The sequence below is a fragment of the Oscillatoria sp. FACHB-1406 genome (assembly GCF_014698145.1).
Lineage (GTDB): Bacteria > Cyanobacteriota > Cyanobacteriia > Cyanobacteriales > Spirulinaceae > FACHB-1406.
Window position 1 is genome coordinate 25284 of record NZ_JACJSM010000012.1, and the last position, 23727, is coordinate 49010.

Annotated in this window: 26 protein-coding genes; 15 read left to right on the plus strand and 11 right to left on the minus strand. The window is 45.9% G+C overall.

The genetic code is table 11. The features are described 5' to 3' along the window. The first annotated feature begins 56 nt into the window (after window positions 1-56). Window positions 57-410: a hypothetical protein gene (locus tag H6G50_RS13260; RefSeq protein WP_190716993.1), complete on the plus strand. Its 354-nt coding sequence runs from the start codon at window positions 57-59 to the stop codon at window positions 408-410. Between the two features lie 123 nt (window positions 411-533). After that, a complete protein-coding gene (locus tag H6G50_RS13265) occupies window positions 534-1181 on the plus strand; it encodes a hypothetical protein (RefSeq protein WP_190716995.1) in 648 nt (215 codons plus the stop codon). 212 nt (window positions 1182-1393) lie between these two features. On the opposite strand, the gene H6G50_RS13270 is transcribed toward H6G50_RS13265, so the two are convergent. Continuing rightward, entirely contained in the window at window positions 1394-1552 is a 159-nt protein-coding gene (locus H6G50_RS13270; protein WP_190716997.1) for a hypothetical protein, read from the minus strand. A 185-nt stretch (window positions 1553-1737) separates the two neighbouring features. After that, a complete protein-coding gene (locus tag H6G50_RS13275; protein WP_190716999.1) occupies window positions 1738-2910 on the minus strand; it encodes a tyrosine-type recombinase/integrase in 1173 nt (390 codons plus the stop codon). Window positions 2911-3216: 306 nt separating this feature from the next. On the opposite strand from H6G50_RS13275, the gene H6G50_RS13280 reads away from it, so the two are divergent. Together H6G50_RS13280 and mutL are read left to right on the plus strand one after the other, a co-directional pair. Then, the gene (locus tag H6G50_RS13280; RefSeq protein WP_190717001.1) at window positions 3217-4293 is read left to right on the plus strand and encodes a molecular chaperone DnaJ; all 1077 of its coding nucleotides are present in this window, start codon (window positions 3217-3219) and stop codon (window positions 4291-4293) included. Then, window positions 4290-5990 carry a DNA mismatch repair endonuclease MutL gene (gene mutL, locus H6G50_RS13285; RefSeq protein WP_199302906.1) on the plus strand — a complete coding sequence of 567 codons (1701 nt, stop codon included), beginning with the start codon at window positions 4290-4292 and terminating at the stop codon, window positions 5988-5990. The genes H6G50_RS13280 and mutL overlap by 4 nt, the downstream gene beginning before the upstream one ends. Before the next feature lie 11 nt (window positions 5991-6001). Here the strand turns inward: mutL and H6G50_RS13290 are convergent, their stop codons facing one another. Both H6G50_RS13290 and H6G50_RS13295 read right to left on the minus strand, forming a co-directional pair. Beyond that, the gene (locus H6G50_RS13290; RefSeq protein WP_190717003.1) at window positions 6002-6406 is read right to left on the minus strand and encodes a PIN domain-containing protein; all 405 of its coding nucleotides are present in this window, start codon (window positions 6404-6406) and stop codon (window positions 6002-6004) included. Further along, complete coding sequence (locus tag H6G50_RS13295; protein WP_190717005.1) at window positions 6406-6657, minus strand: AbrB/MazE/SpoVT family DNA-binding domain-containing protein; 252 nt, start codon at window positions 6655-6657, stop codon at window positions 6406-6408. Before H6G50_RS13295 ends, H6G50_RS13290 begins: the two co-directional genes overlap by 1 nt. 288 nt (window positions 6658-6945) lie before the next feature. Between H6G50_RS13295 and folB the strand changes: the two genes are divergently transcribed. The 3 genes from folB (at window position 6946) to H6G50_RS13310 (ending at window position 8164) form a co-directional block, all read left to right on the plus strand. Continuing rightward, window positions 6946-7311, plus strand: a complete 366-nt coding sequence (gene folB / locus H6G50_RS13300) for a dihydroneopterin aldolase (protein WP_190717189.1) — start codon at window positions 6946-6948, stop codon at window positions 7309-7311. 168 nt (window positions 7312-7479) lie between these two features. Continuing rightward, window positions 7480-7755 carry a hypothetical protein gene (locus tag H6G50_RS13305; RefSeq protein ID WP_190717007.1) on the plus strand — a complete coding sequence of 92 codons (276 nt, stop codon included), beginning with the start codon at window positions 7480-7482 and terminating at the stop codon, window positions 7753-7755. Continuing rightward, window positions 7748-8164 carry a PIN domain-containing protein gene (locus H6G50_RS13310; RefSeq protein ID WP_190717009.1) on the plus strand — a complete coding sequence of 139 codons (417 nt, stop codon included), beginning with the start codon at window positions 7748-7750 and terminating at the stop codon, window positions 8162-8164. Before H6G50_RS13305 ends, H6G50_RS13310 begins: the two co-directional genes overlap by 8 nt. A gap of 81 nt (window positions 8165-8245) precedes the next feature. Here H6G50_RS13310 and H6G50_RS13315 read toward each other — a convergent pair whose 3' ends face one another. Next, the gene (locus H6G50_RS13315) at window positions 8246-8512 is read right to left on the minus strand and encodes a hypothetical protein (protein ID WP_242032821.1); all 267 of its coding nucleotides are present in this window, start codon (window positions 8510-8512) and stop codon (window positions 8246-8248) included. 252 nt (window positions 8513-8764) lie between these two features. Between H6G50_RS13315 and acnB the strand changes: the two genes are divergently transcribed. The 4 genes from acnB (at window position 8765) to H6G50_RS13335 (ending at window position 14957) form a co-directional block, all read left to right on the plus strand. Next, window positions 8765-11371, plus strand: a complete 2607-nt coding sequence (acnB, locus tag H6G50_RS13320) for a bifunctional aconitate hydratase 2/2-methylisocitrate dehydratase (RefSeq protein ID WP_190717011.1) — start codon at window positions 8765-8767, stop codon at window positions 11369-11371. 557 nt (window positions 11372-11928) lie between these two features. After that, on the plus strand, window positions 11929-12258 hold the full coding sequence (locus H6G50_RS13325; RefSeq protein WP_190717013.1) for a XisI protein: 330 nt from the start codon (window positions 11929-11931) through the stop codon (window positions 12256-12258). Between the two features lie 410 nt (window positions 12259-12668). Further along, window positions 12669-14504 (plus strand): DUF262 domain-containing protein, encoded by a 1836-nt coding sequence (locus H6G50_RS13330; protein ID WP_199302910.1) that lies wholly within the window; start codon window positions 12669-12671, stop codon window positions 14502-14504. After that, window positions 14505-14957 (plus strand): transcriptional regulator, encoded by a 453-nt coding sequence (locus H6G50_RS13335; RefSeq protein ID WP_190717015.1) that lies wholly within the window; start codon window positions 14505-14507, stop codon window positions 14955-14957. Window positions 14958-15101: 144 nt separating this feature from the next. On the opposite strand, the gene H6G50_RS13340 is transcribed toward H6G50_RS13335, so the two are convergent. Beyond that, a complete protein-coding gene (locus H6G50_RS13340; RefSeq protein WP_190717017.1) occupies window positions 15102-15392 on the minus strand; it encodes a hypothetical protein in 291 nt (96 codons plus the stop codon). 507 nt (window positions 15393-15899) lie between these two features. On the opposite strand from H6G50_RS13340, the gene H6G50_RS13345 reads away from it, so the two are divergent. Next, complete coding sequence (locus H6G50_RS13345; RefSeq protein ID WP_190717019.1) at window positions 15900-16082, plus strand: hypothetical protein; 183 nt, start codon at window positions 15900-15902, stop codon at window positions 16080-16082. Window positions 16083-16110: 28 nt separating this feature from the next. Here H6G50_RS13345 and dprA read toward each other — a convergent pair whose 3' ends face one another. Then, window positions 16111-17220, minus strand: a complete 1110-nt coding sequence (dprA, locus tag H6G50_RS13350) for a DNA-processing protein DprA (RefSeq protein WP_190717020.1) — start codon at window positions 17218-17220, stop codon at window positions 16111-16113. Between the two features lie 141 nt (window positions 17221-17361). On the opposite strand from dprA, the gene H6G50_RS13355 reads away from it, so the two are divergent. After that, a complete protein-coding gene (locus tag H6G50_RS13355; protein WP_190717022.1) occupies window positions 17362-18429 on the plus strand; it encodes a Fe(3+) ABC transporter substrate-binding protein in 1068 nt (355 codons plus the stop codon). A 96-nt stretch (window positions 18430-18525) separates the two neighbouring features. Here H6G50_RS13355 and H6G50_RS13360 read toward each other — a convergent pair whose 3' ends face one another. After that, entirely contained in the window at window positions 18526-18795 is a 270-nt protein-coding gene (locus H6G50_RS13360; RefSeq protein WP_242032822.1) for an NfeD family protein, read from the minus strand. Between the two features lie 456 nt (window positions 18796-19251). On the opposite strand from H6G50_RS13360, the gene H6G50_RS13365 reads away from it, so the two are divergent. After that, window positions 19252-19443 (plus strand): DUF2949 domain-containing protein, encoded by a 192-nt coding sequence (locus H6G50_RS13365; RefSeq protein ID WP_190717024.1) that lies wholly within the window; start codon window positions 19252-19254, stop codon window positions 19441-19443. Window positions 19444-19529: 86 nt separating this feature from the next. Here the strand turns inward: H6G50_RS13365 and H6G50_RS13370 are convergent, their stop codons facing one another. Continuing rightward, the gene (locus H6G50_RS13370; protein WP_190717026.1) at window positions 19530-20090 is read right to left on the minus strand and encodes a transcriptional repressor; all 561 of its coding nucleotides are present in this window, start codon (window positions 20088-20090) and stop codon (window positions 19530-19532) included. Window positions 20091-20540: 450 nt separating this feature from the next. Between H6G50_RS13370 and H6G50_RS13375 the strand changes: the two genes are divergently transcribed. Then, the gene (locus H6G50_RS13375) at window positions 20541-21344 is read left to right on the plus strand and encodes a TPM domain-containing protein (RefSeq protein ID WP_190717028.1); all 804 of its coding nucleotides are present in this window, start codon (window positions 20541-20543) and stop codon (window positions 21342-21344) included. Window positions 21345-21438: 94 nt separating this feature from the next. Here the strand turns inward: H6G50_RS13375 and H6G50_RS13380 are convergent, their stop codons facing one another. Then, entirely contained in the window at window positions 21439-23163 is a 1725-nt protein-coding gene (locus H6G50_RS13380) for a ShlB/FhaC/HecB family hemolysin secretion/activation protein (RefSeq protein WP_190717030.1), read from the minus strand. A 65-nt stretch (window positions 23164-23228) separates the two neighbouring features. Further along, on the minus strand, window positions 23229-23681 hold the full coding sequence (locus H6G50_RS13385) for a Spy/CpxP family protein refolding chaperone (RefSeq protein WP_190717032.1): 453 nt from the start codon (window positions 23679-23681) through the stop codon (window positions 23229-23231). Between the last annotated feature and the right edge of the window lie 46 nt (window positions 23682-23727).

Consider the following 23727-nt stretch of genomic DNA (forward strand, 5'->3'; position numbering starts at 1 on the left):
AAAGGGGAGAAACCGAAATTTCTCCCCTTGTCTAAAAACAGTACCCCGATAATACCATGATTACCGATTTGAACGTTCTGGCTTCACAACTGAAGCTTCACCACGACTGGGTTGAGTTTGAGTACAATCAGATGTCCCGTTTAATCATCGATATCATTGAGGAGTCTTCTGACGAAAGAGAATTGAAGTTAGCGGATAAAGACGACCATGAAATTTATGATGAGTATCTGACGTTGCACGCATTAACAACTAAAGCTCTCATTCTGCTTAAATGGCAACGAGAACAAATGTGTAAACACATCAAACACAACGGTCAAATGCTTGATAACTTAGCCCAACTCACGCAACCGATTGCGCAATACGAACAGGCTAAGCAGAATAACTTCTGTCTGATTCGTCCCAGTTCTTAAGGGCTGTATGCTAAGCTAAAGTGACAATCATTTCGTACTATTTAAGCGCTAGTCCATTAGTTTGGATTGGCGCTTTTCTTTCTGTTATGATTAGCAACAGTAAGTAGTACGGATGATTGTGTTATGGACAGACGAAATGTCAACTCCGAGAAGTGGCAAGATTGGGACGATGCGTTTGATTGGTTTAAGGGTCTTTTTGGGACAGAACTAACTACTTGTCTCATTCAAATGGCTTGTCAGGTTACGACTTATGGCATCTTTAAACCTAACGCTACCATCGAACCTTCTAGCGGTGAACTCATTCACGTCATCAAGTTTAATCCTGAAATTGAAAGTCTACCACCGATTAAGATGATGGCTTTTCTCGTTAATCAAATGGTTCATCAGTGGTGTTACGAAACCTCAGACAATAAAACCGCTACTCAAAATTATTGTTCTGAAAAGTTTAAAGAGAAAGCAAGGGAGATAGGTTTAGTTCTCCATGAAGATACGAATCCTAACAACAAACGTCGGAATTATAACGTTAACTTTGACTATGACCCTAATGGGAGATTCGCCACTTTAGCGGATTACTTACTAGAAAGCAGGGGAGGCGATTTTCTCAAAAAGACAACGCCAGTCCTTGATAATGATGATGAGACAGACGCGCCTCTTAAGAAGGGCAGCAAGGTACTGTACATTTGCCCGTGTTGTGGTATCAGAGCTTGGGGTAAATCAAAGCTTAATCTGATTTGTGGTAACTGCTCCAGGGCGCTTACTGAAATGGAGTGATGGTTTTCCGTGGTACGCACGGAATTAGTTTATACACACTTTGACGCAATATCGTCGTTTCAGCCCTCTTTCTGTGCGTACCACGTAAAATAGAATCCTTTTCCGTTGGTACGACGGAAAACTGAAATCGGTTAACGTTGACTTTCAATGAGGACAGTTGCAACCTATATGAGTTGCAACTCCCCTCTCTCGTATCTCTCGTATGTCGAACGTTAACCTCGCAGTATCCTAACTAACTCGTCAATCTTCGCACTGGCGTTACCATGTTGGTGCAACCATTCTTTCGTTTCAGGGAGAAGACTGAAGTTACAGCGTATCTTTCCCTGGTAGCGGTTGTTGGGGATTAAGTTTTCTAGAGAGCGGGGGTTCATCTTTCTTGCTGTTTTTGAGGTTGTACGCATAATGGGGGAAATATGTGTAGAACTAACGTACTGATATTGTACCACAGGTTGTACACGGTAGTACAGACCAAAAAATAGAGGGGGTATCCCCTCTATTTGTGAAAAGTACAACTCTAAAGTACAACTTTAAAGTTGTACTATTTCAAACATACCCCCTACCATTTAGCGCTGTCTCCCTCGATACCAGGGAGGTCGGCGTTTTCATTTGCTTGAAGGTAATGCTCGAAAATGGTTTCGGGCGAGTTTCCACAAATCGCCCCAACGGTAGAAGGGTCTATCCCACTGCGAACCATGCGGGTAATAGCAGTATGGCGACAGTTGTAAGTGCCTAGATATTCACGAACTTTTCCACGCTTGACCAGCGCTTCAACAACGCGCCGGGTGTAACGCGGGGTGAAGTTGTGAGTGTCAATATTGCCACCTAATTGAGCGGTAAAGATTAAGCATTCGCGAGGGCGTTCTAAATGAGGGGTCAATATGCGCTCCATTGCCTCATTGCATTTAATCACTCGTATCGTGCCTGTTTTTGTTCCCTTCAACACGCCCTTGCTGTAAGCTTTGTCGATACGAATGTACATCGCGCCTTGACGCTGGAAAATGTCACCAACGGTTAAGGCAGCCGCATCGGACGGACGGCAACCGATAAGGAGTAAAAACTCAACAAAATCGGCATAATGCCGGTCATCATATCGGCTGTCAGCATGAGTAAAGGTATTGTTGCGGAACGCTTCGACAATTGCTAGCGCCTCATCTTCCGAGTAAGCTTTCTTCGCTCGTTTTGATTTAGGTAACGCAGGCAGCATTTTTTTAATGCTTTCGTAGGGGTTTGTTTCTCGATAACCCGAACGCTTAAGCCAATTGCCGAAACTGATTAAATCGTTACAGAAGCGTTGAATGGTTGAGACTGCGTATTTTTCCAGAGATTTCTTGGCAACACTTGACTTGCACTCCATATCGATTTCAGAAGATAGGAGGAAAGTCATAATATTACGCGCCGTTTTAAACGAGTCCTTGAATGTCGTTTCTTCCATTTGAGTTTTTTGGTACTCTACGAACTCGTCCCACAATTCAGACAACGATTTAACTTTGACGGTGTTAGGCGACTCTTTTCCTAGGTAACTGTACAGCCGTTCTTCGGTTAGTCGCTGGAAAATTAAATCGCTTTCTATCTGACTGGCAATTCCGAGCGCTGCTTTGTTGCCCTCTTTGTTATTAGGGAGTCCGGTAGTAAGCCTGTATCGCTTGCCTTCCCAGCGAAAGTTTAACCATAGTACGCTTGAACGTTCAAAAACCGTAACTTTTTGGCGTTGTTTGTCGAGACTGTACATTTTCTGTGTGTCCAAATTGTGACCAACAAGGGTTCAAAACTGGACAGAGAAAGGCTTTTAACGCCTCAACAGCGTTGAGTTGTGGGCGATGCACTTCCTTCACACGGAAGGGGTCACTGGTTCAAATCCAGTATCGCCCATCTATTATACAGTAAGGGTTTTAGCCATTTCTAAGGACGTGGTTCGGACTGTGCTGTTGTCATCTTACTGGAGAACTCCATTGTTCGATCGCGATCGCAATTTTCGATCTTCCTATCGCAATTCAAGCTAACATAAATCCGGTTCCCCGCGATCGCACTCAGTCCTATGCCGCGAAAAACTCACGCTACAACTCCTCGCCCGACAGCGAAAACTCAATCCTCTCTCGCGCTTCCTGAAGTCCCTCTACGTCTGGCGGCTTTGGAAGAAGAACACAAAAAGCTGTTAGGGTTAATCAAAAGAAAGCGAACGGAATTAACCAATTTTGTCGAACAAATGCGAACTTTGGCAACGGCAGTTTTCCATCAAGGACTGGCGGGCTTACAAAGAATTGCCGAACTCGATCGCGAAATTCACGAACTGTTCGATAAAATTCTTACCGAGCGCAAACTAGACAAACAAACGCGCAAGAATATAGAAATCATTTATGGGAATCTTCAGACGCTTGGGATTATCACTCATAAGCGCCGAGAACGCCCCCAAGATGAAGATTTTTTAGACGAACTGTTCGAGCAATCTCAGACAGAAGAACGCGAATTTAAAGCGCCCGGTTCGGAGCGCGATCGCCAGCAACGGACTTTTGAAGATTTTCAACCCTCGCCAGCACCTCATAGCAAAGAGTCGCGAAAGATTCGGCAAACTTTTTTAAGATTAGCCGAGATTTTTCACCCCGATCTCGTTACCGATCCGGAGACGCAACGCCATCATACGGAAATCATGAAAGAAATCAATACGGCGTACAAGCAAGGCGATCTCGCTCGACTTTTAGAACTGGAGAAAAAGCATAAAGTTGGGGAAAAGATCGACCTCAACAATGAAGATTCGGTAACGCGCCGCTGTCAGTCTCTCGAACAACAAAACGAACTTTTGAAGCAGCAATACGAACAGCTAAAAGAAGAGTTGCGCCAAGTCAGACGAACGCCAGAAGGTGTAATGGTGGCGGATTATCGCCGAGCAAAGAAGGAAGGAATCGACGCGATCGCGGAAATGATGGCGGAAGTGGATCGCAAAAGGGAAGTTATCTCGGAAGTTCGCGATTTTGTTCTGGATTTCTATAAAAAGAAGCTAACGATTCAAAGGTTTATGAAAGGGCCCGATGTTTTACGACGAGTAGCGAGGGATATAATGGAAGAAATGCTCGACCATTTTATCGAATTTGAAATGGGCGACGATTTTGAGTTTTGAATGCGATTATTAAGCCTCGGGTGCAAGTGGTGAAAATTCAACCCTTGCCGCCAGAAATTGTCACCTTAATTGCGGCGGGCGAAACGATTGACTCGCTAGCAGCGGCGGTGCGGGAGTTAGTGGAAAATGCGATCGATGCGGGGGCGCGACGGCTGACGATCGCGTTATTTCCCGATTTGTGGCGCTTGCAGGTTGCCGATAATGGCGGCGGCATGGACTTGACAGATTTACAGGTTTGTGCAGGAGCGCATTGTACGAGCAAAATCCGCGATCGCGCCGATTTGTGGAAGATTGCGAGTTTGGGGTTTCGCGGCGAAGCGCTACACAGTTTAGCGCAGTTAGGAACGCTAGAAATTGCGAGTCGTTCGAGTTTGGAAGATTTCGGCTGGCGGGTGAGTTACGATCGCGCCGGGAAAGCCATTCGAGAAGAAATTACCGCGATCGCGCCCGGAACCATCGTTACCGTTTCCGACTTATTTGCAACCATCCCCGTTCGTCGCAGCGCCCTCCCCTCAAAATCGCAACAACTCAAAGCCGTTCAAGAAACCATTTATCACCTCGCCCTATGCTATCCCGCTATTGCTTGGCAGGTGTTACAAAACGGCGAACCTTGGTTCAACCTCAGCCCCAGTCCGACAGCAAAAGAAGTCGTGCCGCAATTGCTAAAATCGGTGCGTGCGAGCGATTTACAGTATTTAAATTCTGAAATCGGGGAAGAAATTCAAAATGCAAAGGCTGGCATCGAAATTGTATTGGGATTGCCCGATCGCTGCCATCGTCACCGCCCCGATTGGGTTAAAGTTGCGATCAACGGGCGAATCGTGCGATCGCCGGAACTCGAACAAGCCGCGATCGCAGCTACCCATCGTACTCTACCGCGCGATCGCTTCCCCGTCTGCTTTTTACACCTTTGCACCGATCCCGCCCAAATCGACTGGAATCGCCATCCCGCCAAACAAGAAATATACTTGCATTCTATGGCGCAATGGCGCGATCGCGTCGCCGAAACCATCGAACAAGCCCTGCGCCTTAGCCCCACCGACTTAAGCGCCGCCGGACACCAACGCATCAGCCAAGTGCTGAAAGCCGCCGAAGCCAAAAGCAGCCAGTATAAACTCAATCCTAACCTGCAAGTCGCCGTCAGTAAAAGCAGCGCCATCTCCCTACGCGCCGTCGCCCAAGTCAACAAAACCTACATCGTCGCCGAACATCCTAACGGAATCTGGCTCGTCGAACAACATATCGCCCACGAACGCATCCTCTACGAAGAACTCCTCGAGGCTTGGCAACTCGTCGGAATCGAACCGCCCCTCATCCTCAACAATCTCATCCCCGCCCAAATCGCCCAATTACAGCGAATTAACCTCGAAATCGAACCTTTCGGCGAACAAATGTGGGCAGTGCGAACCCTCCCAGCGATGCTGCAACCGCGAGAAGATTGTGCCGCCGCCCTACTCGAACTCAGTTGGGGCGGCGACTTACAAACCGCCCAAGTTGCAGTTGCCTGTCGCAGTGCGATTCGCAACGGGACTGTATTAAGTTTGCCAGAAATGCAGGACATTCTCGATCGCTGGCAGCAAACCCGCAACCCCCGCACTTGTCCCCACGGACGGCCGATCTATTTACCTTTAGAAGAGTCATCTTTAGCGCGTTTTTTCCGCCGTCATTGGGTGATTGGAAAAAGCCACGGGATTTGAACTCGTTTGATTTATTCTGGCTCGAGCCACGGAATCTCTAATCGTCGAAAATCGCGATCGAAAGAAGCTACTGCCCCTCCTTCCTTACGAGCAACTTCTGCCAAAAAAGCATCCATAAAATCGACATTGACTGCTGCCATTCGCTCGATCGCCGCGATCGTTTGTTCTGCTTGTTCTGCGATAATTCCTTCTGCTACGATTAAAGGCAACAAAACCTCAGCAATTTCAGTGCGAGAATATCGATAAAAAGAACTTAAAACCCAAATGATTTCTGCTACAACCATTGGTGAAAGTCTTAGCGTTACTTCTCCTCTTTCTGCTCTTTGAACTAGGCGTAACGCTCGCTGAGCAAGTTCTGGCGGCTCTCCCGTTAGCAATCGGAGTAAGATATTCGCATCAACCCAGAGGTCATTCATCAGCTTTCAGTTGCGCTCTCTCGCCAAAAAGTTTCTCCGGCTTGCTGGCGTACTGATTCCTTTCCGGGATAGGGGATATTAACCGGAAGAACGCCATAAAACTCGCTTAGCCGCTTTGGTTTAATAGCGCGCAAAAGAATTTCAGTTCCCGTGCAGACGAGTAAAAGTTCGTCTCCTGCTTGGATTCCTAGCTGTTGTTGCACTTGAGTTGGAATTTCAACTTGTCCGTCAGGAGTTAGCTTGACTTTCATAGTAAATTTTCGCTTTCGTCTCTATATTTTAAACTCTTTCTTTCCTTCGTGTCTTGCATAAGGCAGCTTTTAATTTAGAGAAAGCCAAACCTCTTTATCGGCGGACGCTAGCGATTTAGACGTGCTGCCTCCTCGAAAACTACTCCAAGGAGTAGGCGTTTGAAAATGCAGCTTAATGTTTTGCTTTCGCGATCGTGTATTGTAAAATGAGCGCTAAGATCGAAAATCCCGACCAGCGATCGCGCCTCAACAACCTCTAAATTTCAATCAATGCAACTCACTGAAACGATAGATTCAATTCATATTGCCGGAATTCGCGCCTACGGTTACATCGGCTTTCTTCCTGAAGAAAAAGTATTGGGACAATGGTTTGAAGTCGATTTAACGTTGGGCGTAGATTTAACTCGGGCGGGGGAAACGGATAATTTAGAAGATACGTTGGATTATCGAGACGCGATCGCGCGAACTAAAAGTTTAATTCAACAGTCGAAGTTTGCCTTAATCGAACGATTAGCCGCCGCGATCGCAGAATCCCTCCTCGAACTCGAAAAAATACAACAAGTGCGCGTCAAATTAACCAAACCCGCCGCCCCCATCCCCGATTTTGGCGGTAAGATTGCGGTGGAAATCGAGCGTAGCCGAAAGCAAGGGTAAAATAAATTGACAGACCTTATGAGCCTCCTCCTTGTATTTGAACTCAATCCAAAATAGAAGTCGCGAACAAATGTAAAAACACGCTCGAAAACGGTAAAAATAACTCGACAATTGCTATAATTTAAGCGATCCGTTAAAAAAGTTTTTGTTTAATTACAAGGAGCAAACATGGCTAGAACACTCACGCTCGTTCTTCCAGATCATTTAGAGCAAGCGCTGACCGAGCGAGCAGAATGCTTAAATCAATCGATGGAGGAAGTTATGTTACAGTTACTTTCGCAACAGTTGACAATTTCATCTCAAAGTGAGTCAGAACAACCTGGAGAAACAGATCCACTTTTACGATTAATTGGTTCCCTGAATGTAGACGTTTCCGACTTAGCAGAAAACCATGACTACTATATTGGACAAGCTTTGCGTCAGAAACTAAAACGGAATGAATAATTTATTTGTCGATACATCAGGTTGGGCAAGTCTTTTTGTTGCTAATCAATTTCACTACCCCCAGGCAGAACATCATTTTCGGCTCGCCTTAAAACAAAAAAGAAAAATTTATACGACTAACTATATAATTGCTGAGTTGGTAGCCCTATTAAACAGCCCACTTCGGGTTTCTCGTGCGCGTGTCTTTGAAATTATTGATGCTATTAAGACAGCCGAATACATTGATATTATTTATATTAACAACAAACAAGATGCTATGGCTTGGGAACTCTGCAAAGGCAGAATCGACAAAGCTTGGTCGTTGGTTGACTGTACATCTTTCGTTATTATGCAACAACTTGGAATTCAAGATGCTCTGACAACTGACCAGCATTTTGAGCAGGCAGGCTTTGTCCGTTTACTCAAGTAGCTAGATTGTTATTTGCAAAGAAAGGTTTGCACTTTACTGATAACTGTTTACTAGAAAGTATCCTATCAAATAACACTATTTTTAACGGTATTTCTCCTCTAAATAATTAGTGTAAATATCAATTTCGTCTTCTATATTTAACTGAACGACACCAACTAAGCTTTGAGTCCAAGGGTCTAGATTCATGAAGTAGCTCTGCTCTGATTCAAGCAAACTCGGAACTTGCATTTCTTTGCGAATAGAATTTAATAAAGATTCAACTAAACGCCAGCGCTCGCTAAGAGATAACTGCAATACTCGATCTTGTAACTCTTGTAATGTCATACTGTTTGCACCAAAAAATTCCATAGAACTAGAAAGTAGGATCCGTTAGGGATTCTCGTAACGCATCACGATTAGAATTGATTTGAGTCAATCGTGCCTTCCTCCAACTCAAAACCCATAAAACCAGCCAGTTGCTCGTTGCGTCATCCTTTGTAACAATTTAGCCAGAGGCATCCCTGCAAGCACTCGAAAGCGGTACGCAGCAAGCAGAAATTTTGCGCGCCGTTTCGTTACAGTATGCAGACAATCCAAATCATCCAGGAGAAACGCTTAAAGATGTTAGAAGCATATCGCCAGCACGTCGCCGAAAGAGCCGCCCTTGGCATCCCACCCTTGCCCCTCAACGCCCAACAAACTGCCGAACTCTGCGAACTGCTGAAAAACCCCCCCGCCGGAGAAGAAGGGGAATTAATGCTATTATTGCGCGATCGCGTTCCTCCCGGAGTCGATGAAGCCGCTTACGTCAAAGCCGGATTTCTCACCGCCGTAGCCAAAGGAGAAATCCAATGTCCCCTAATTTTCCCCCAAGGCGCGATCGAACTTCTCGGTACAATGGTAGGCGGCTATAACGTCCAATCCCTCGTCGAACTGCTCAAATCTCGCGACAGCAACCTCGCCAGCGCCGCCGCCACCGCCCTCAGCAAAATCCTCCTCGCCTTCGATGCGTTCAACGATGTCCTCCACCTCAGCGACATCAACCCCTACGCCAAACAAGTCATCGACGCATGGGCAAACGCCGCCTGGTTCATCGACAAACCCAAACTTCCTCAATCCATCACCGTCACCGTCTTTAAAGTCCCCGGCGAAACCAACACCGACGACTTATCCCCCGCCCCCCACGCCACCACCCGCCCCGACATCCCTTTGCACGCACTCGCCATGCTCGAATCGCGGATGCCCGAGGGACTCCAAACCATCGCCCAACTCAAAGAAAAAGGCCACCCCGTCGCCTACGTCGGCGATGTCGTCGGAACGGGTTCCTCGCGCAAATCCGCCATCAACTCCGTCCTCTGGTACATCGGCGAAGACATCCCCTTCGTCCCCAACAAACGTTCCGGCGGCTACATCCTCGGCGGTAAAATTGCCCCCATCTTCTTCAACACCGCTGAAGACTCCGGCGCGTTGCCCATTGAATGCGATGTCACCGGACTCGAAACCGGCGATGTCATCACCATTTATCCCTACGAAGGCAAAATCACCAACGAAAGCGGTGAAACCATTACTACCTTCGCCCTCAAACCCGACACCATCCTCGACGAAGTGCGCGCGGGCGGACGCATTCCCCTCCTCATCGGGCGCAGTCTCACCGACAAAACCCGCGACGCGATGGGACTTCCCCCTAGCACCCTCTTCGTTCGCCCCCAACCCCCCGAAGACACCGGCAAAGGCTACACCCTCGCGCAAAAAATGGTTGGCAAAGCCTGCGGACTCCCCGGCGTGCGTCCCGGCACATCCTGCGAACCCCTAATGACGACCGTCGGTTCCCAGGATACCACCGGCCCCATGACTCGCGACGAACTCAAAGAACTCGCCTGCCTTGGCTTCAGCGCCGACTTAACCATGCAGAGTTTCTGCCACACCGCCGCCTATCCCAAACCCGTCGATATCAAAACCCACAAAGACTTACCCGACTTCTTCGCCACGCGCGGCGGCGTTGCCCTGCGTCCCGGCGACGGCATCATTCACTCTTGGTTGAACCGAATGCTGCTGCCCGACACTATCGGCACTGGCGGCGACTCCCACACCCGTTTCCCCCTGGGAATCTCCTTCCCCGCCGGTTCCGGCTTAGTTGCCTTCGCCGCAGCCTTGGGCGTAATGCCCCTCGATATGCCCGAATCCGTCCTCGTCAAGTTTACCGGCGAACTGCAACCCGGAGTCACCCTGCGCGATATCGTTAACGCCATTCCTTGGGTAGCCATGCAACAGGGCAAACTCACCGTCGGCAAAGAGAACAAACAAAACCTTTTCAACGGGCGCATTATGGAAATGGAAGGATTGCCCGATTTGAAAGTCGAACAAGCCTTTGAACTCACCGATGCGACTGCCGAACGTTCCTGCGCCGGTTCGACGATTAAACTGGGAACGGAAACCGTCGCCGAATACTTGCGTTCCAACGTTTCCCTGCTCAAAAATATGGTTGCGCGCGGCTATCAAGATGGTCGCACAATTATGCGCCGCGTCGCCAAAATGGAGCAATGGTTGGCGAAACCCGAGTTAATGTCTGCCGATGAAGATGCGGAATATGCAGACGTTTTGGAAGTGAATTTAAGCGAGATTAAAGAACCCATCGTTGCCGCACCTAACGACCCCGATAACGTCAAATTAATGTCTGAATGTACGGGCGATAAAATCGATGAAGTCTTCATCGGTTCTTGCATGACCAATATCGGTCATTATCGCGCTGCTGCCAAGATATTAGAAGGGGCAGGAACGGTGAAAGTTCGGCTATGGATTTGTCCGCCGACTCGCATGGACGAACAACAATTACGCGAAGAAGGCGTATATGGAATTTTTGCTGCCGCCGGAGCGCGCACGGAAATGCCGGGATGTTCGCTTTGTATGGGCAACCAAGCGCGAGTTGAAGATAATGCAACCGTGTTTTCAACTTCTACTCGTAACTTCAATAACCGCATGGGTAAAGGCGCGCGAGTCTACCTCGGTTCCGCAGAATTAGCGGCAGTTTGTGCCTTGCTCGGACGCATTCCCAGCGTTGAGGAATACATGGAGATTGTGACGAAGAAAATCGACCCCTTTGCGGCAGATTTGTATCGTTACTTAAACTTCGACCAAATCTCTGGATTTGAGGACGAAGGGCGCGTTATTGCCTTGGAAGATATGCCAAAGATTGAAGATATCTTAGGGATGCCCGTCGGCGCGAAGTAAGGGCTAAAAATGAATTCCTGTAGGGACGTTATAGATAACGTCCCTACAGGATGCGATAAGAAATGGTGTAAAAAGTAGTTTATAAGATACAAGAAGAAAAAGTAGGGTGTGTTAGCGAAGCGTAACGCACCATTTACAAGATACGAGGAGAAAAAGTAGGGTGTGTTAGCGAAGCGTAACGCACCAAGACGGTGCGTTACGGCGCACTGAAAAACTCCTTTCTTTTTTCATAGGTTTAGCTTGCGCCTAACGCACCCTAGGAAATGGTAGAGCATTTTTCCAATGGATAAGGTACAAAAATTGAATATCAGATTGGTAGGGGCGAATGGCATTCGCCCGCACGGTGTACCCCACACGAAAAATGCGATAGGTAGAGTATAATTAAATTGCCCTAACTTCAAGCAATTGTATTGAGGTAGAGAATAGTAGGATTTTATATTTAGCCGTGTCTTTCGATATTTATGAAGATTTTTTACAGGTAATTTTATCAAAGAAGTTATAGCAGAGAATCAAGTAAAGCTTGTCGTTTTTTCCCCGAATAGAGAGGAGATTGTTTTATGGATAGACTAAACTATAGCGAACTGGTACAAACGATTATCAAAGGTCATGTCGGAAAGAATTTAAACTCGAAAACGGAAGTTCATTTAATTTTTGATACTGAGCGAGATCGCTACCAACTTTTGCACCTTGGCTGGGACGATCTAATTCGAGTCTTTGGGTGTATTATTTATGTAGAAATCAAAGAGGGTAAAATTTGGATCGAACGCGACGGAACGGAAACGGGTGTGGCAAATGAATTAGTTGAAGCTGGCGTTCCCAAGCAAGATATTGTTTTGGCATTTCACGCTCCGTATAAACGAAAGTTTACCGAGTTTGCTGTAGGTTAAAGAGAGGTAGGGTGGAATACCACTGACTTAAGTAAAAGTAGGATGTATTAGCGAAGCGTAACGCACCAATCCTGTGCTAGCGCAAATGCAGTCTGCCTAATTATTGAGGTCGGTTTTCGCAATCGAGCGATTAATCCGAGCTAGCATAATTAAACTACGACCAGATTTTATTTTTACGGTAAGTTTCGTAAAGTTTTAGGTAAAAAACAATTTATATCAATACCCACCGCAGATATTTTAGTGGGCAAGGTAAAGTTCAATAAAAAAGTGATGAGGCAACCTCAATAGCTTTACCCAACCCTATGTTACTCTCTAACTGAGTGTATTTTCGGAAGTCCGATCGAGAACACTTCGCTATAATAAATACTGCTTCATAAATAACCGATCGACTTCATCACAAATATTAACATATGTCAAAAATCATGTCGCCTAGCCCAACGATTGAGTCGAGAGATCTGAGTCTGTCTGGATTGTTTGAAGATTTTTACAGTGTACCTGATTTTCAACGAGAATATGTTTGGGAAAAACAGAACGTTCAAAAGTTATTAGAGGATTTATTTGATAATCTTAGTTTATTTGAAGGAAATTCTAGTTCTAATTTATCGGAATATTTTTTAGGTTCCATTGTCGTTTGTCCAGATTCTACTGATGACAGGAAAACATTTCAATTAATTGATGGTCAGCAAAGAGTTACAACTCTGTATCTAGTTTTTTGCGCTCTTCGATACTTTATTTTAGAATTAGGCGATAAATCTCAATTTTTAGAGGAATTAATTCAAGGAACTGCTCAGGATGTAAGAACGGGAGATGACATTAACAAATATCGACTATCCCTTCAGTATGATAGTTTAGGGGCTAAGACTATAGATTGTATTATACATAATTTATACCCAGAGAAATCTTGGTTAAATTCTTCTCGATCGGCACAGAATATAAATACGGCGTGGAAAGTCATTAAAGTTTTTCTTGCGGATAATGTTGAAGACAACCCAAAACGTTTTAAAGAAATCTGTGCAGCAATTGCTAATCGAGCTAAAATTATCAGAATAGAAACTCCAAATCTCAAAAATGCTCTTAAGGTTTTTGAGACGATCAATGAAAGGGGAGTAGGTCTTAGTTCTATCGATTTATTAAAAAATTATTTGTTTATTCATACTTCCAGTAAAGATTCAAGCAAAAGTATTGATAGGAATTGGTCTAGTTTAACAATAAAATGGGGAAAGCTTTTAGAAATACTTTATCAAAGCAATCAGGAACCATTGCCATTCTTGCGTTACTACCTTTTATCTCATTACTCTGTAGAAATGCAAAATAATTTTCCAGAAGAAGAAATCTATTCTTGGTTTATAGAACATGGAGAAACAGAAGGAATACAGAAAGAGCCTCTAAAGTTTATGGATGAGTTAATCTTGGCAGCAGAGCATTACTGTAAATTTACTCATGCTAAAAATGTAGATGGTTCTGACAATATATATTTGAAGAATATTGCTAAAATTCAAGGTAGAATCAAGCAACATTTAATTCTTCTTATGGGTGGTAGGTTTTTAGAAATAAATTTATTTAATAAACTATCTTTTTATGTGGAAAATCTTCTTTTTGTTAACACGATTACTAGAAAAGCACGACGTAAAGATGTCAATCTAACCCGCGAATTTGCTCAATCTGCTCGCAAGCTTAGGTATGTAAAAACCTCGGATGACTTAAATAAATTTATTGCTGAGAATATTTCGCCAAAATTAGATTTATTGAAAGAAGATTTTCGATTAAGTTTGTCTGAACTATCTAGCAATAATTTAGCTAAATTTCGTTTGCGATATTTTCTAGCTAAAATTGACCAATTTATCGTAAAAGAATCATACGGAAATCTGAAGCCATTAGAATCTTATTTAGATAAGTCGATTACAATAGAACACATACTTCCTCAATCGAAGAAAGATCCTTTATTTCCTAAGCTAGGAAACTTGACTTTATTGGAAAAAACCATTAATAGCTCATTGTCTAATAAAGAATATAAAGATAAAATTGAAGGTTATAGGCAATCTCAAATGTTAATTACTCGTTCCTTAGTAGAAGAGATTGCTGTAGGAAATAAGACTCAATTAAACCGTGCAATGACTAAATTGAATCTTATAAGTTTTTCACAGTGGGATAATGCCGCTATAGAACAACGTCAAATTATTCTTGTGAATATTGCGATGAAGGTTTGGGGATTGGATGAAGAAAATCTTTATCCTATAAAATTTTAAGTGGGGCTGGGTATTAAATATTTAAATTTAGTAGTAAAGATAGATGGAAAAATGACCCTTGCTTTTGATTCGGGTACATATACAAATTTACTGATAAAGTATCAACCTAAAGTCATTAAAACTGAAGCTGAAAACGATCGCGCAGTTGCTTTGGCTGAAGAACTCGATCGCCGGTCTCATCGAACTCCAGAAGAAGAGTCTTTATTAGAATTATTACTTATACTCATTGAAAAATTTGAGGAAGTACACTATCCAATTCCGCAATCTTCCGGAGTATCTATCTTGCTTCATCTAATTGAAGAAAATGGATTAAGTTCTGATGATTTAGCTGGCATCTTAGGAGAGCGAGTTAACATAACAGATATGATTGATGGCAAACAGAGTATGAACCGATCTCAAGTCCGTAGTTTAGCCGACTATTTCAATATCGATGAGAAATTATTAACGAATTAGAGGTAGGGTGGGTATTGCCGCAAGTAAACTCAAATTCAAGGAGCAACTTTTAATTAGCAATGCCCACCGTTGATGTTTTGGTGGGCAAGATAAGTTTAAGGAAAAGCAATGATAATAACGTTAATAGTCTTGCCCACCCTACTGCTATCTTCCATCATACAACCCGATGAGCGGATCGGGGATTGCAGGAGATTTAGGGGCGTTCTGAGGCGACAAACGAGCTTGTAAATATTGCGCGATCGCGTCTTCAAATAAGCTTTCTAAACTCTTGTTTTCTTGGTAGGCAACTTGCATTAATTGAGTTAAAACTTTGGTGTCGGGTTTCCAGTTTAGGACGATCTCGAGCATATTTTTCTCTCCGGGATGCTGAGGAGTTGCAACGATATTAAAACTGAATCGCGATCGCTTAGCAATTATCGTTGCTACCGCTTCCATTTTCCACGGTCATTATAACATCCGAACTTCACAACTTCCAAAGCGATCGCGCGTTATATAGCAGTTTTCACATGGATGAGGTACACCCAGCGGGCGAATACCATTCGCCCCTACGGGGCGGCGTTTAATTTCGAGGCGACCTCGAAATCCGCGCCCCTACCGATTTGATTTTTGGAACTGTACCTCACGCAAACGAAAAACGCTATACCAATTTAAGATTGCGTTGCCGAGAATAAACTCTCCTAAATTCTCAGGATAACGGTGCGTTACGCTTCGCGCTCCACACCCTACTTTTCATTTTATGCAGCTTCACATCAATCTGGTATTAGCTACAAATTAGTTACTAATTAGCTGCTAATTAGTAGCTTAAAAGCGCAAAAATTTGCTATAATAATTAGCTTTTTTTGTGCTATATTTCGACTAACAATCAACGTCAAAAACCAGCCCCTCGCCCTGGAAAGCACGGGACTGGCTTTGGCTCCTATTCGACAAGGAGATAGATTTATTATGCCTTACCGAGACTGCTTGAATCCGTGGATTATCGTGCGGCTGCTGCCCAACTTACAGCGCATTGTCGTGGGGCGATTTCGCAGTTGGTCGGATGCGGAAGGTCACTTAAAAGTGCTGCGGCGACTGATTCCGATGGCTTCGATGATTGTTGTTTTCGATCCTCCTGGCGATCGCGTCTAGAATCTCGCGGGTGGGCAGTAGCCCACCTTTAAACTCTCCGATAGCGCATTCCGGGCAAAAACGTCACAAGTTCGAGCAGTTCGAGTTGTACGAGGGCGTTATGAATTTGGGGAGAACTGAAACCGGTGGCAACCGCGATCGCGTCAAACCCAATTCCTTCATCGGTAATCGCTTCCAATACCTTAGCCAGTTCGGGCGCGAGTTCGGGTAAAATGCGTTGCGGCGGTTCGCTCGGTTTCTCATCCAACTGCGGAATTTCGCCCAACATTTCCAACAGATGCGCTTCGCCCAAAATCACCTGCGCGCCCCGATTCGCAAGTTCCAGACAGCCGACGGATTGCGGGCGATCGAGACTGTTGGGCAGAATGCAAACATCGCGATTGAATTCGTTCGCGTAGCGGGCGGTAATTAGCGCGCCGGAACGCTGGGCGGCTTCCATCACCAGAACGGCGCGAGATAACCCCGCAATAATGCGATTGCGGGGCGGAAAGTTTTTGCCATCCGGCTGGGTTCCGGGGGGATAATCGCTGAGGATTAAGCCTTGTTCCTGAATTTGCTCGTAAAGTTTTCGATTGCTGGGGGGATAGGCAACATCGATTCCCGTCCCTAAAACCGCGATCGTACGCCCTCCGGCTTCCAAACAGGCGCGATGGGCTTCAGTGTCGATACCAAGCGCTAGCCCGGAAACGATGGTAAAACCGTGGCGGGCGAGAATTTCGCTAAGCTTGCGCGTCCACCGCCGCCCGTAATCGGTGGCATTGCGCGTCCCGACGATGCCGATCGCGGGCGTGCTACCTTGATTTTCCAAGGCGTTAACGATGCCTCGATAATACAAAATGGGGGGCGGACTGGGAATTTCTAGCAATAGGCGCGGATATTCGGGGTCGATAGGAGTCCAGAAATTGAGATTTTTTTCTAACTGTTCGGCGAGGAGGGTTTCGGGAACGAGACCGGATCGCGCTTGGGCGATAGCTTCAAGCAGTTTCCGACCAATACCCTCTACTTCCGCGATCGCTGAAGGTGGGGCAGTCCACGCGATCGACAGCATTCCAAAGTGTTGGTGAATCCGTTGCAGTAAAATCGGCCCAATTCCCGCCACTTGCGACCAAGCCAACCAATAAGCGCGTTCTTGTAACAAATTGCTTCTTTACTCCGTCTCTCCTGTCCGATTCTAATTCATCGCTCAAAAGTTTTTCCGAACCTAAATAAGAAAGAGTCTCATTAAGCTAGAATGGTAACGCTCAATCGTTTTAAGACTCAGGAGAGTTCAGCAAGGGACATGAAGATTACTCGACGCAGGGCAATGGGCTTCGGACTGGGATTCGCGATCGCGATCGCAACGGGATGCACCGCGCAAAACGCCGGTTCCGGAAGTGCGGGCAAAAGCGCCGCCAGTGGCGAAATCAACCTCTACTCCTCTCGCCATTACGATGCCGACCAGCAACTTTACGACACCTTCACCCAAGAAACCGGAATTAAAATTAACCTTATTGAAGGTAAAGCCGAAGAATTAATCGAACGAATTCAGAGTGAAGGCGCGAATAGCCCCGCCGATGTCCTCGTCACCGTCGATATCGGCAATTTGTGGCGCGCGGAACAGCAAGGAATTTTGCAGCCCGTTACTTCGCAAATTCTCAACGACAAAATTCCCGCTAATCTTAGAGATAGTCAAGGGCGCTGGTATGCTTTGACCAAGCGCGCGCGCGTCATTATCTACAACACCGATAAAGTCAAACCAGAAGAATTATCAACCTACGAAGACTTAGCAAACCCGAGATGGAAAGGGCGCATCTGTATGCGTAGTTCTAGTAATATCTATAATCAATCCTTAGTTGCTTCTAAAATCGCCGAAATAGGAACGCAAAAAACCGAACAATGGCTTAAAGGCTTTGTCGAAAATTTTTCCAGACCGCCGGAAGGAAACGATATCAGCAATATTAAAGCTGTCGCTGCGGGCGAATGCGATATTTCCCTGGTGAATACTTACTATTTTGCCCGCATGAAAAACTCTACCGATTCATCCGACAAAGAAGCAGTGGCTAAAGTTGGAGTCTTCTTCCCAAACCAAAAAGTCGGGGGAACTCACGTTAATATTAGCGGTGCTGGTGTCGTTAAGACTGCCCCCCATCGGCAAAATGCCATTAAGTTTTTGGAATATTTAACAACACCCGAAGCACAGAAAATTTTTGCGAACAATAACAATGAATATCCCGCCGTTGTTGGGGTAGAAGCCAATGAAACGGTTCGGTCTTTCGGGACTTTTAAGGAATCTAATCTTAATGTTGATGTTTACGGCGAAAAGAATTCCGATGCAGTTAAATTAATGGATCGGGCGGGTTGGAAGTAAGGATTAAGGGATGGTGAAAAATCAATAATTCCCTTAAAACTGCTAATATTTCCAGTATAACTCCCAAGCGATCGCGAACCTCGATTCACGCTTACCTTACCAGTAAGTTAACGGTTGAACGATTAACGTCGTACCGCGCGCTCCCAGGACTTCAACGCGCTGTCCGGGAACGAGGGTCATGGCGCGATCGCACTGAGCAAACCACCAACTCCCGCGATACATTACCATACCGCGATGTTGAGGCGGAATTTCTTCGTCTACAATCGCTTCCCCAGAAAAATGGCGGCTATTTTGACGGAGAGGTTGTCCATGTGAGATGTATTGTTTTGGCATTGCAACTGGTATAAGACTGAAGGGGGTAGCCATTGCTTGGACTCCTAGATGTTTAAAGCATAGGGACAGAAATACCGGACAGCAGTATGTCCTTTTTCTCGATCGATATTTAACTTGCTTATTGCACGTAATTTGGCTAACGATGCAGCGATGCTTTCTCAGAGTAAGCTCATCGTTCTCGTATTGATATCCACAGCCTTAAAGCCATTGCTTCCGGATAGATAACACCCATGAGGGACAGGTTTTCAGGTGTCTGCCGAATAGGGGTTACAGCAACAGGGAAGGCAATGCTTCCTGTATTCTTCTTTCCCTCTTTTTTCCAACTGAATCCCCATTAAACGGTTTGTTTGACTCTTGTCAACGGCATCGCGCCAAAGCTAAGCCCCGCGCGCCACCTCAGACAGACAAGGAAGTGACACATCTGCGTTGCGCCTTTGTCACAGTCCTTCGCTAAAGTAGTCTCGACCTTAGTTCCTTACACGCTATGCCATGCTACCTTCTGTTCAAACTCGCTTAATTCAGTTTTTAGATCGAGAGTTAAAGCTTCCGCCAGACACCATTCAATTTGCTCTAAAACAAACTCAACTCCTGCCCACCCTGTTACCAATGGTTCTTTGGCAGTATGGATTGATTACACTCTCTCAGCTTAACAAAATTTTTGACTGGTTGGAGACGACTTAGAATTCTCCCCTTAAATTGGGGAGAAAGCGCGATCGCTTTAGCTGCCCCCTTGCAACTCGGACGCACTCTATCACTTAGTCTTTGACTTAATTATCCCGGAAGTTAGCACTATCGCCATTCGATTCCGAACGGTCGTCTTCGCGCTGAAAGCGTTCTGAGAGAACTCGAGTACAAGACCAATTGCTCGGCAACGCCGAAGGCCACCCCATCCGTAATGCCTCCGGGCAAATAGTCATAACCGTTAGTTGACAATCAATTAATTGAACCCCTTCTTTTTCCGTCTGTTTTAAACTTTGTTTGAGAATAGAATCATTTTTAAATTCAAGGGTCTTATTACACTGAATGCAGACCATGTGATGGTGATGGTGAGGATAGGGCTGGTTGAGTTCGTAGTGTTTGTGACCTTCTGCAAGTTCGAGTTCTCGCAAAATCCCCATCCGTGCCATGAGCTTAACGCTGCGATAAATCGTCGAGAGACTGATTGCCTCCCCCCGCAACTCCAGTAGATTGTGGAGTTCTTCAGCGCTGAGATGATTGCCGCGCGGTAAGTTTTGGAATACGTGCAAGATTTTCTCGCGTTGGGGAGTCAAGCGCCAGCCTCGTGAGTTGAGTTCGGCTTTTAACGATGCTGCGGTATAGGGGGACATGGTAACGCTCTCAAGAAATTATTTTTATTGACAATGATAGTCCGTATCTCCCTCAGTTTTCAACAAGTCTAGGTAAGGTTTGCAGAATAATTGACAATTGACAATTGACAATTGATAACGTTCGGAGTCGTTCATTGCTCTCTTGAGGTCTAGTCTCTACCTTCACGTTTCCAGTCGCGCTAGATCTGGTGGTAGCTGCTTCAAGGGGAGCGCAAGTTTCTAGCGTTGAAGTCGCTCGACGACGACGCGAGCGCTTTACCTTCTCATTAAGGAAATCAAAGAGGCTGTCGATCTGGCTCTAAGCTCCACTCCGGGCGGTACAGCCGAGAAAATTGTTCTATCAATATCGTTAAGGAGTTGAATTCCGATGGAAAAGATTAGAGAATAAGGTAAATAATTGTAAAGAAGCGTTTCATAATCGCTCGCCACCCGAAAAATCCGGAGACTGCAATGCCCCATCGTTCGATCCAAAAAATCCTAACGTCCTGCGTCGGTTGCCTCCTCGCGCTCTTGACTTGGTTTATCGCCGAGCCTGCCTTAGCTTTTGACGATCCGAGTCTTCTCCCTAGCGAACCCACCCCCATCGTCGATCTTGCCAACTTCCTCCCCTCGGTTCAAGAAGAATCGTTAATTAGCAGTATTAAAGACTTTGAAGCCGAAACAGGCTGGAAACTGCGCGTTCTCACTCAATACGATCGCACCCCCGGACGCGCCGTGATTCCTTTCTGGGGACTCGATGATAAAAGCATTCTCCTGGTTGCCGATTCGCGAGGTGGCAATCTCCTAGCTTTCAGCGTCGGCGATGCAGTGTACCAATTTCTGCCCCGTACCTTTTGGATCGAACTGCAAGCGCGTTTTGGCAATCTCTATTACATCCGAGAAAACGGCGAAAGTAGCGCGATCGCAAAAACCTTAGAAACCGTCTCGGGCTGTCTGCGCGATGGCGGCTGTCAAGTTGTCCCCGGACTGCCCCAAGAACAGTGGTTACTCACCCTGATCTGCTCGATGGCGGGTGGAGTCATTTGCGGTTTCGCTGCCATTCCCCGCAAGCCCGGGCAATTTCTAGCTTGGCAGTGGGCCTTAATCTTCTCGCCCTTATGGGGAATTTTATTCTTTGCCTTTGGCATCGGGCCGGTTGTCAGCCGCACTCACGATTTGCTACCGTTACTCCGGAACGTTCTCGGTTTTAGTATGGGTGCTTTAGTCGCGTTTCTCTCGCCCTATTTCACGAACTCAGCCCCTTCAGAAACCTAAACGGTTAAGATTTGGCAGCGAACAGTAGGCAACGCGATTCTATTGTTTGCTGTCCCCTGAGTTATGGGATTTTTTCAGGATTCAATTAGGCTTGCTATAACTGATAGCTAACATTAAAATACAAAGCCTTATCCTGAATATTATTTCCTCGATCGTCTAACTCGATCAAAGGAGTTGCGCCGTCCAGTCGGATTAGCAAGTTAGAAAAAGGCTGCCAAATCAGTCCGATTCCACCTCCTGCTAAGAAGTTTTGTCGGGGTAGTACGTTAGGATTATCCGAGTGATTCCAAACTTTACCGAAATCGATAAAAGGCGCAACTTGGAAAATAGGAAATCCGCTTTCATCTTGAAAAATTGCAATACGATCTTCAACAGAAATTCGGAACCCATTATCGCCAGAACGGGTATTTTGTCGGAAGCCTCGCAACGATTGTCCGCCCCCGATCGCGAATTGCTGCGAAGGAAGCAAACTATCGGGAGTCAGTTGCAGTTCTGCCTGCATCAGCAACCGATTGGTCGGGCTTAAACGCTGGACGCGCTGCACTTGTCCCAGCCAACTAAAGAAACGACCGTCAGGAATGGGCGATTCATTTTTTGTGGCATCGAAAATTCCCAAACCCAAATTGAATTGCGAACGTAGCGCCCACGCTCCTGAAGAATCGCGCTTGATATAATCTTGAGCAAACTGCAACACGCGAGTTCGACTATTGCCCTCACTATCGGGGCCAATTCCAAACCCAAACGGGATGTTATTGAATAGAAAAGTTTGACCGTTTTGAACGCTGAACCCGAGAGAGAGCGCAAATTCTCGATCGAAAGTTTCGATTAAAGGCTGGCGATAAGCAATCTCGTAGAGTTGGTTATTTGCCTTAATCTCTAAAGCTTTGAAATCGTCTTCCGTTATTTTACTGTGGCTGGGTGCAAACCGCAGTTGAATTGTACCATTAGTAGGATTGAGCGGCATCCTAAAATTAAAGTCGAAAGCTTGCAAACCGCCGCTCAACGATCGCCGATACGAACCCGTCCATTCATCACCCCAACCCGTTAGGTTACGATACCCGATTAAGCCCTTAAATTCTTCGCCCCCAATGCTGGGCGGGGAATAGTTATCAAAGTTTACGCCCAAAATGAAAGGACTCGCTTCTTCTACGCGGACGGCGAGAATGCTTTTCCCTTCTTCGGTTCCCGGCTGCAAGCTCGATTCAACAGTTTTAAAGAGCGGATCGAGCCTTAACAATTGGAGTCGATCTTCAAGTTTATCGACTTGAAGCGGCTCGGTTACGCCTAAGAGAATGCGACTGCGAATATATTCGGGACGAACGCGATCGTTGCCTTCAATTTTAATATCTTCAAGGCTACCTTCTAAGATTTGCACTCGAACGATACCATCGGTAACGGTTTGAGTGCTGAGGATAGCACGGGACGTTAAATAACCGCGATCGAGATAGGCTTGAGTGAGTTTATCGGCGAGAAGTTGGAGTTCCTCGAAACTCACCGATCGCCCTTCGTAGGATTGCGCGATCGCTTGAATTTCAGCATCGCTAAGAATGGTGCTGCCGACAACTTCAATTCGCCGAACGGGAACCAGCGCTCCTGGGGTAGGGATTGGCGGTTGAGAGGGAGGTGAAGGCGAGGAAAGATGAGGATTGGGGGCTGGAAATTCCGGCGGAAGGAGTTGGGAAATTTCGTCGTGTGGGGAGTTAAGTGTTGCTTCAATTTGTGATTCGGGGTAGGTTTGGGCGAGTAACGGTTGCTGAGTTGCGATCGCGCCCAGACATACGCCTGCAAAAATCTGTTTGCACCCTAATTTCTTTAGCATAATTTGGGTACTCCTTGGGTATTGAATTGTTGAATTAATGTGTACCTGCTACGATTTCGAGCGCTTTAAGGTTGCTCGCTCGCGCCCCAACGATTTTGAACCGGACGATTTTGAACCGATTGACGCAATCGCTGCATTTCGGCTTCAAAACCCACCCGTTGTTCTGGGGTTAAAACTTCTCGAATTGCCAAACGACTTTCAATGGTGGTTTCAGAAAGTTGCTGGCGTAGCGCTTCCACTTGTCGATGTTGTTCTCGAATTTGCGCCTCGGTAGCATTCGCACTCGACATCAGAGTTTCTAACGTTTGTCGGGCGGCTTTGAGGTCGCGATCGAGTTGGGCGAGTTTTGGTCTCGCTTGCTCGCGAATTGATTCAATTTGCTGGATTTGTTCGGGGGTAAGTCCTAAGTTTTGGACAAATTCAGGAGGGGAGGGAGGCGCGCTTGGCAGTTGTGCGAAGGCAGCGCTACCACTCCCGATTAACAGTAACATTCCTAACGTCGCTTCATAGGGTCGCATAAAGCACCTCCATTGTTGATGAGATTGTCGATAGGAACCGAGTCTC

Coding starts and splice junctions, on each gene's coding strand:
- H6G50_RS13260 (WP_190716993.1), top strand. CDS start 57: ATGATTACCGATTTGAACGTTCTGGCTTCACAACTGAAGCTTCACCAC.
- H6G50_RS13265 (WP_190716995.1), top strand. CDS start 534: ATGGACAGACGAAATGTCAACTCCGAGAAGTGGCAAGATTGGGACGAT.
- H6G50_RS13270 (WP_190716997.1), bottom strand. CDS start 1,552: ATGAACCCCCGCTCTCTAGAAAACTTAATCCCCAACAACCGCTACCAG.
- H6G50_RS13275 (WP_190716999.1), bottom strand. CDS start 2,910: ATGTACAGTCTCGACAAACAACGCCAAAAAGTTACGGTTTTTGAACGT.
- H6G50_RS13280 (WP_190717001.1), top strand. CDS start 3,217: ATGCCGCGAAAAACTCACGCTACAACTCCTCGCCCGACAGCGAAAACT.
- H6G50_RS13290 (WP_190717003.1), bottom strand. CDS start 6,406: ATGAATGACCTCTGGGTTGATGCGAATATCTTACTCCGATTGCTAACG.
- H6G50_RS13295 (WP_190717005.1), bottom strand. CDS start 6,657: ATGAAAGTCAAGCTAACTCCTGACGGACAAGTTGAAATTCCAACTCAA.
- H6G50_RS13305 (WP_190717007.1), top strand. CDS start 7,480: ATGGCTAGAACACTCACGCTCGTTCTTCCAGATCATTTAGAGCAAGCG.
- H6G50_RS13310 (WP_190717009.1), top strand. CDS start 7,748: ATGAATAATTTATTTGTCGATACATCAGGTTGGGCAAGTCTTTTTGTT.
- H6G50_RS13315 (WP_242032821.1), bottom strand. CDS start 8,512: ATGGAATTTTTTGGTGCAAACAGTATGACATTACAAGAGTTACAAGAT.
- acnB (WP_190717011.1), top strand. CDS start 8,765: ATGTTAGAAGCATATCGCCAGCACGTCGCCGAAAGAGCCGCCCTTGGC.
- H6G50_RS13325 (WP_190717013.1), top strand. CDS start 11,929: ATGGATAGACTAAACTATAGCGAACTGGTACAAACGATTATCAAAGGT.
- H6G50_RS13330 (WP_199302910.1), top strand. CDS start 12,669: ATGTCAAAAATCATGTCGCCTAGCCCAACGATTGAGTCGAGAGATCTG.
- H6G50_RS13340 (WP_190717017.1), bottom strand. CDS start 15,392: ATGGAAGCGGTAGCAACGATAATTGCTAAGCGATCGCGATTCAGTTTT.
- H6G50_RS13345 (WP_190717019.1), top strand. CDS start 15,900: ATGCCTTACCGAGACTGCTTGAATCCGTGGATTATCGTGCGGCTGCTG.
- H6G50_RS13355 (WP_190717022.1), top strand. CDS start 17,362: ATGAAGATTACTCGACGCAGGGCAATGGGCTTCGGACTGGGATTCGCG.
- H6G50_RS13360 (WP_242032822.1), bottom strand. CDS start 18,795: ATGGCTACCCCCTTCAGTCTTATACCAGTTGCAATGCCAAAACAATAC.
- H6G50_RS13365 (WP_190717024.1), top strand. CDS start 19,252: ATGCTACCTTCTGTTCAAACTCGCTTAATTCAGTTTTTAGATCGAGAG.
- H6G50_RS13370 (WP_190717026.1), bottom strand. CDS start 20,090: ATGTCCCCCTATACCGCAGCATCGTTAAAAGCCGAACTCAACTCACGA.
- H6G50_RS13375 (WP_190717028.1), top strand. CDS start 20,541: ATGCCCCATCGTTCGATCCAAAAAATCCTAACGTCCTGCGTCGGTTGC.
- H6G50_RS13380 (WP_190717030.1), bottom strand. CDS start 23,163: ATGCTAAAGAAATTAGGGTGCAAACAGATTTTTGCAGGCGTATGTCTG.
- H6G50_RS13385 (WP_190717032.1), bottom strand. CDS start 23,681: ATGCGACCCTATGAAGCGACGTTAGGAATGTTACTGTTAATCGGGAGT.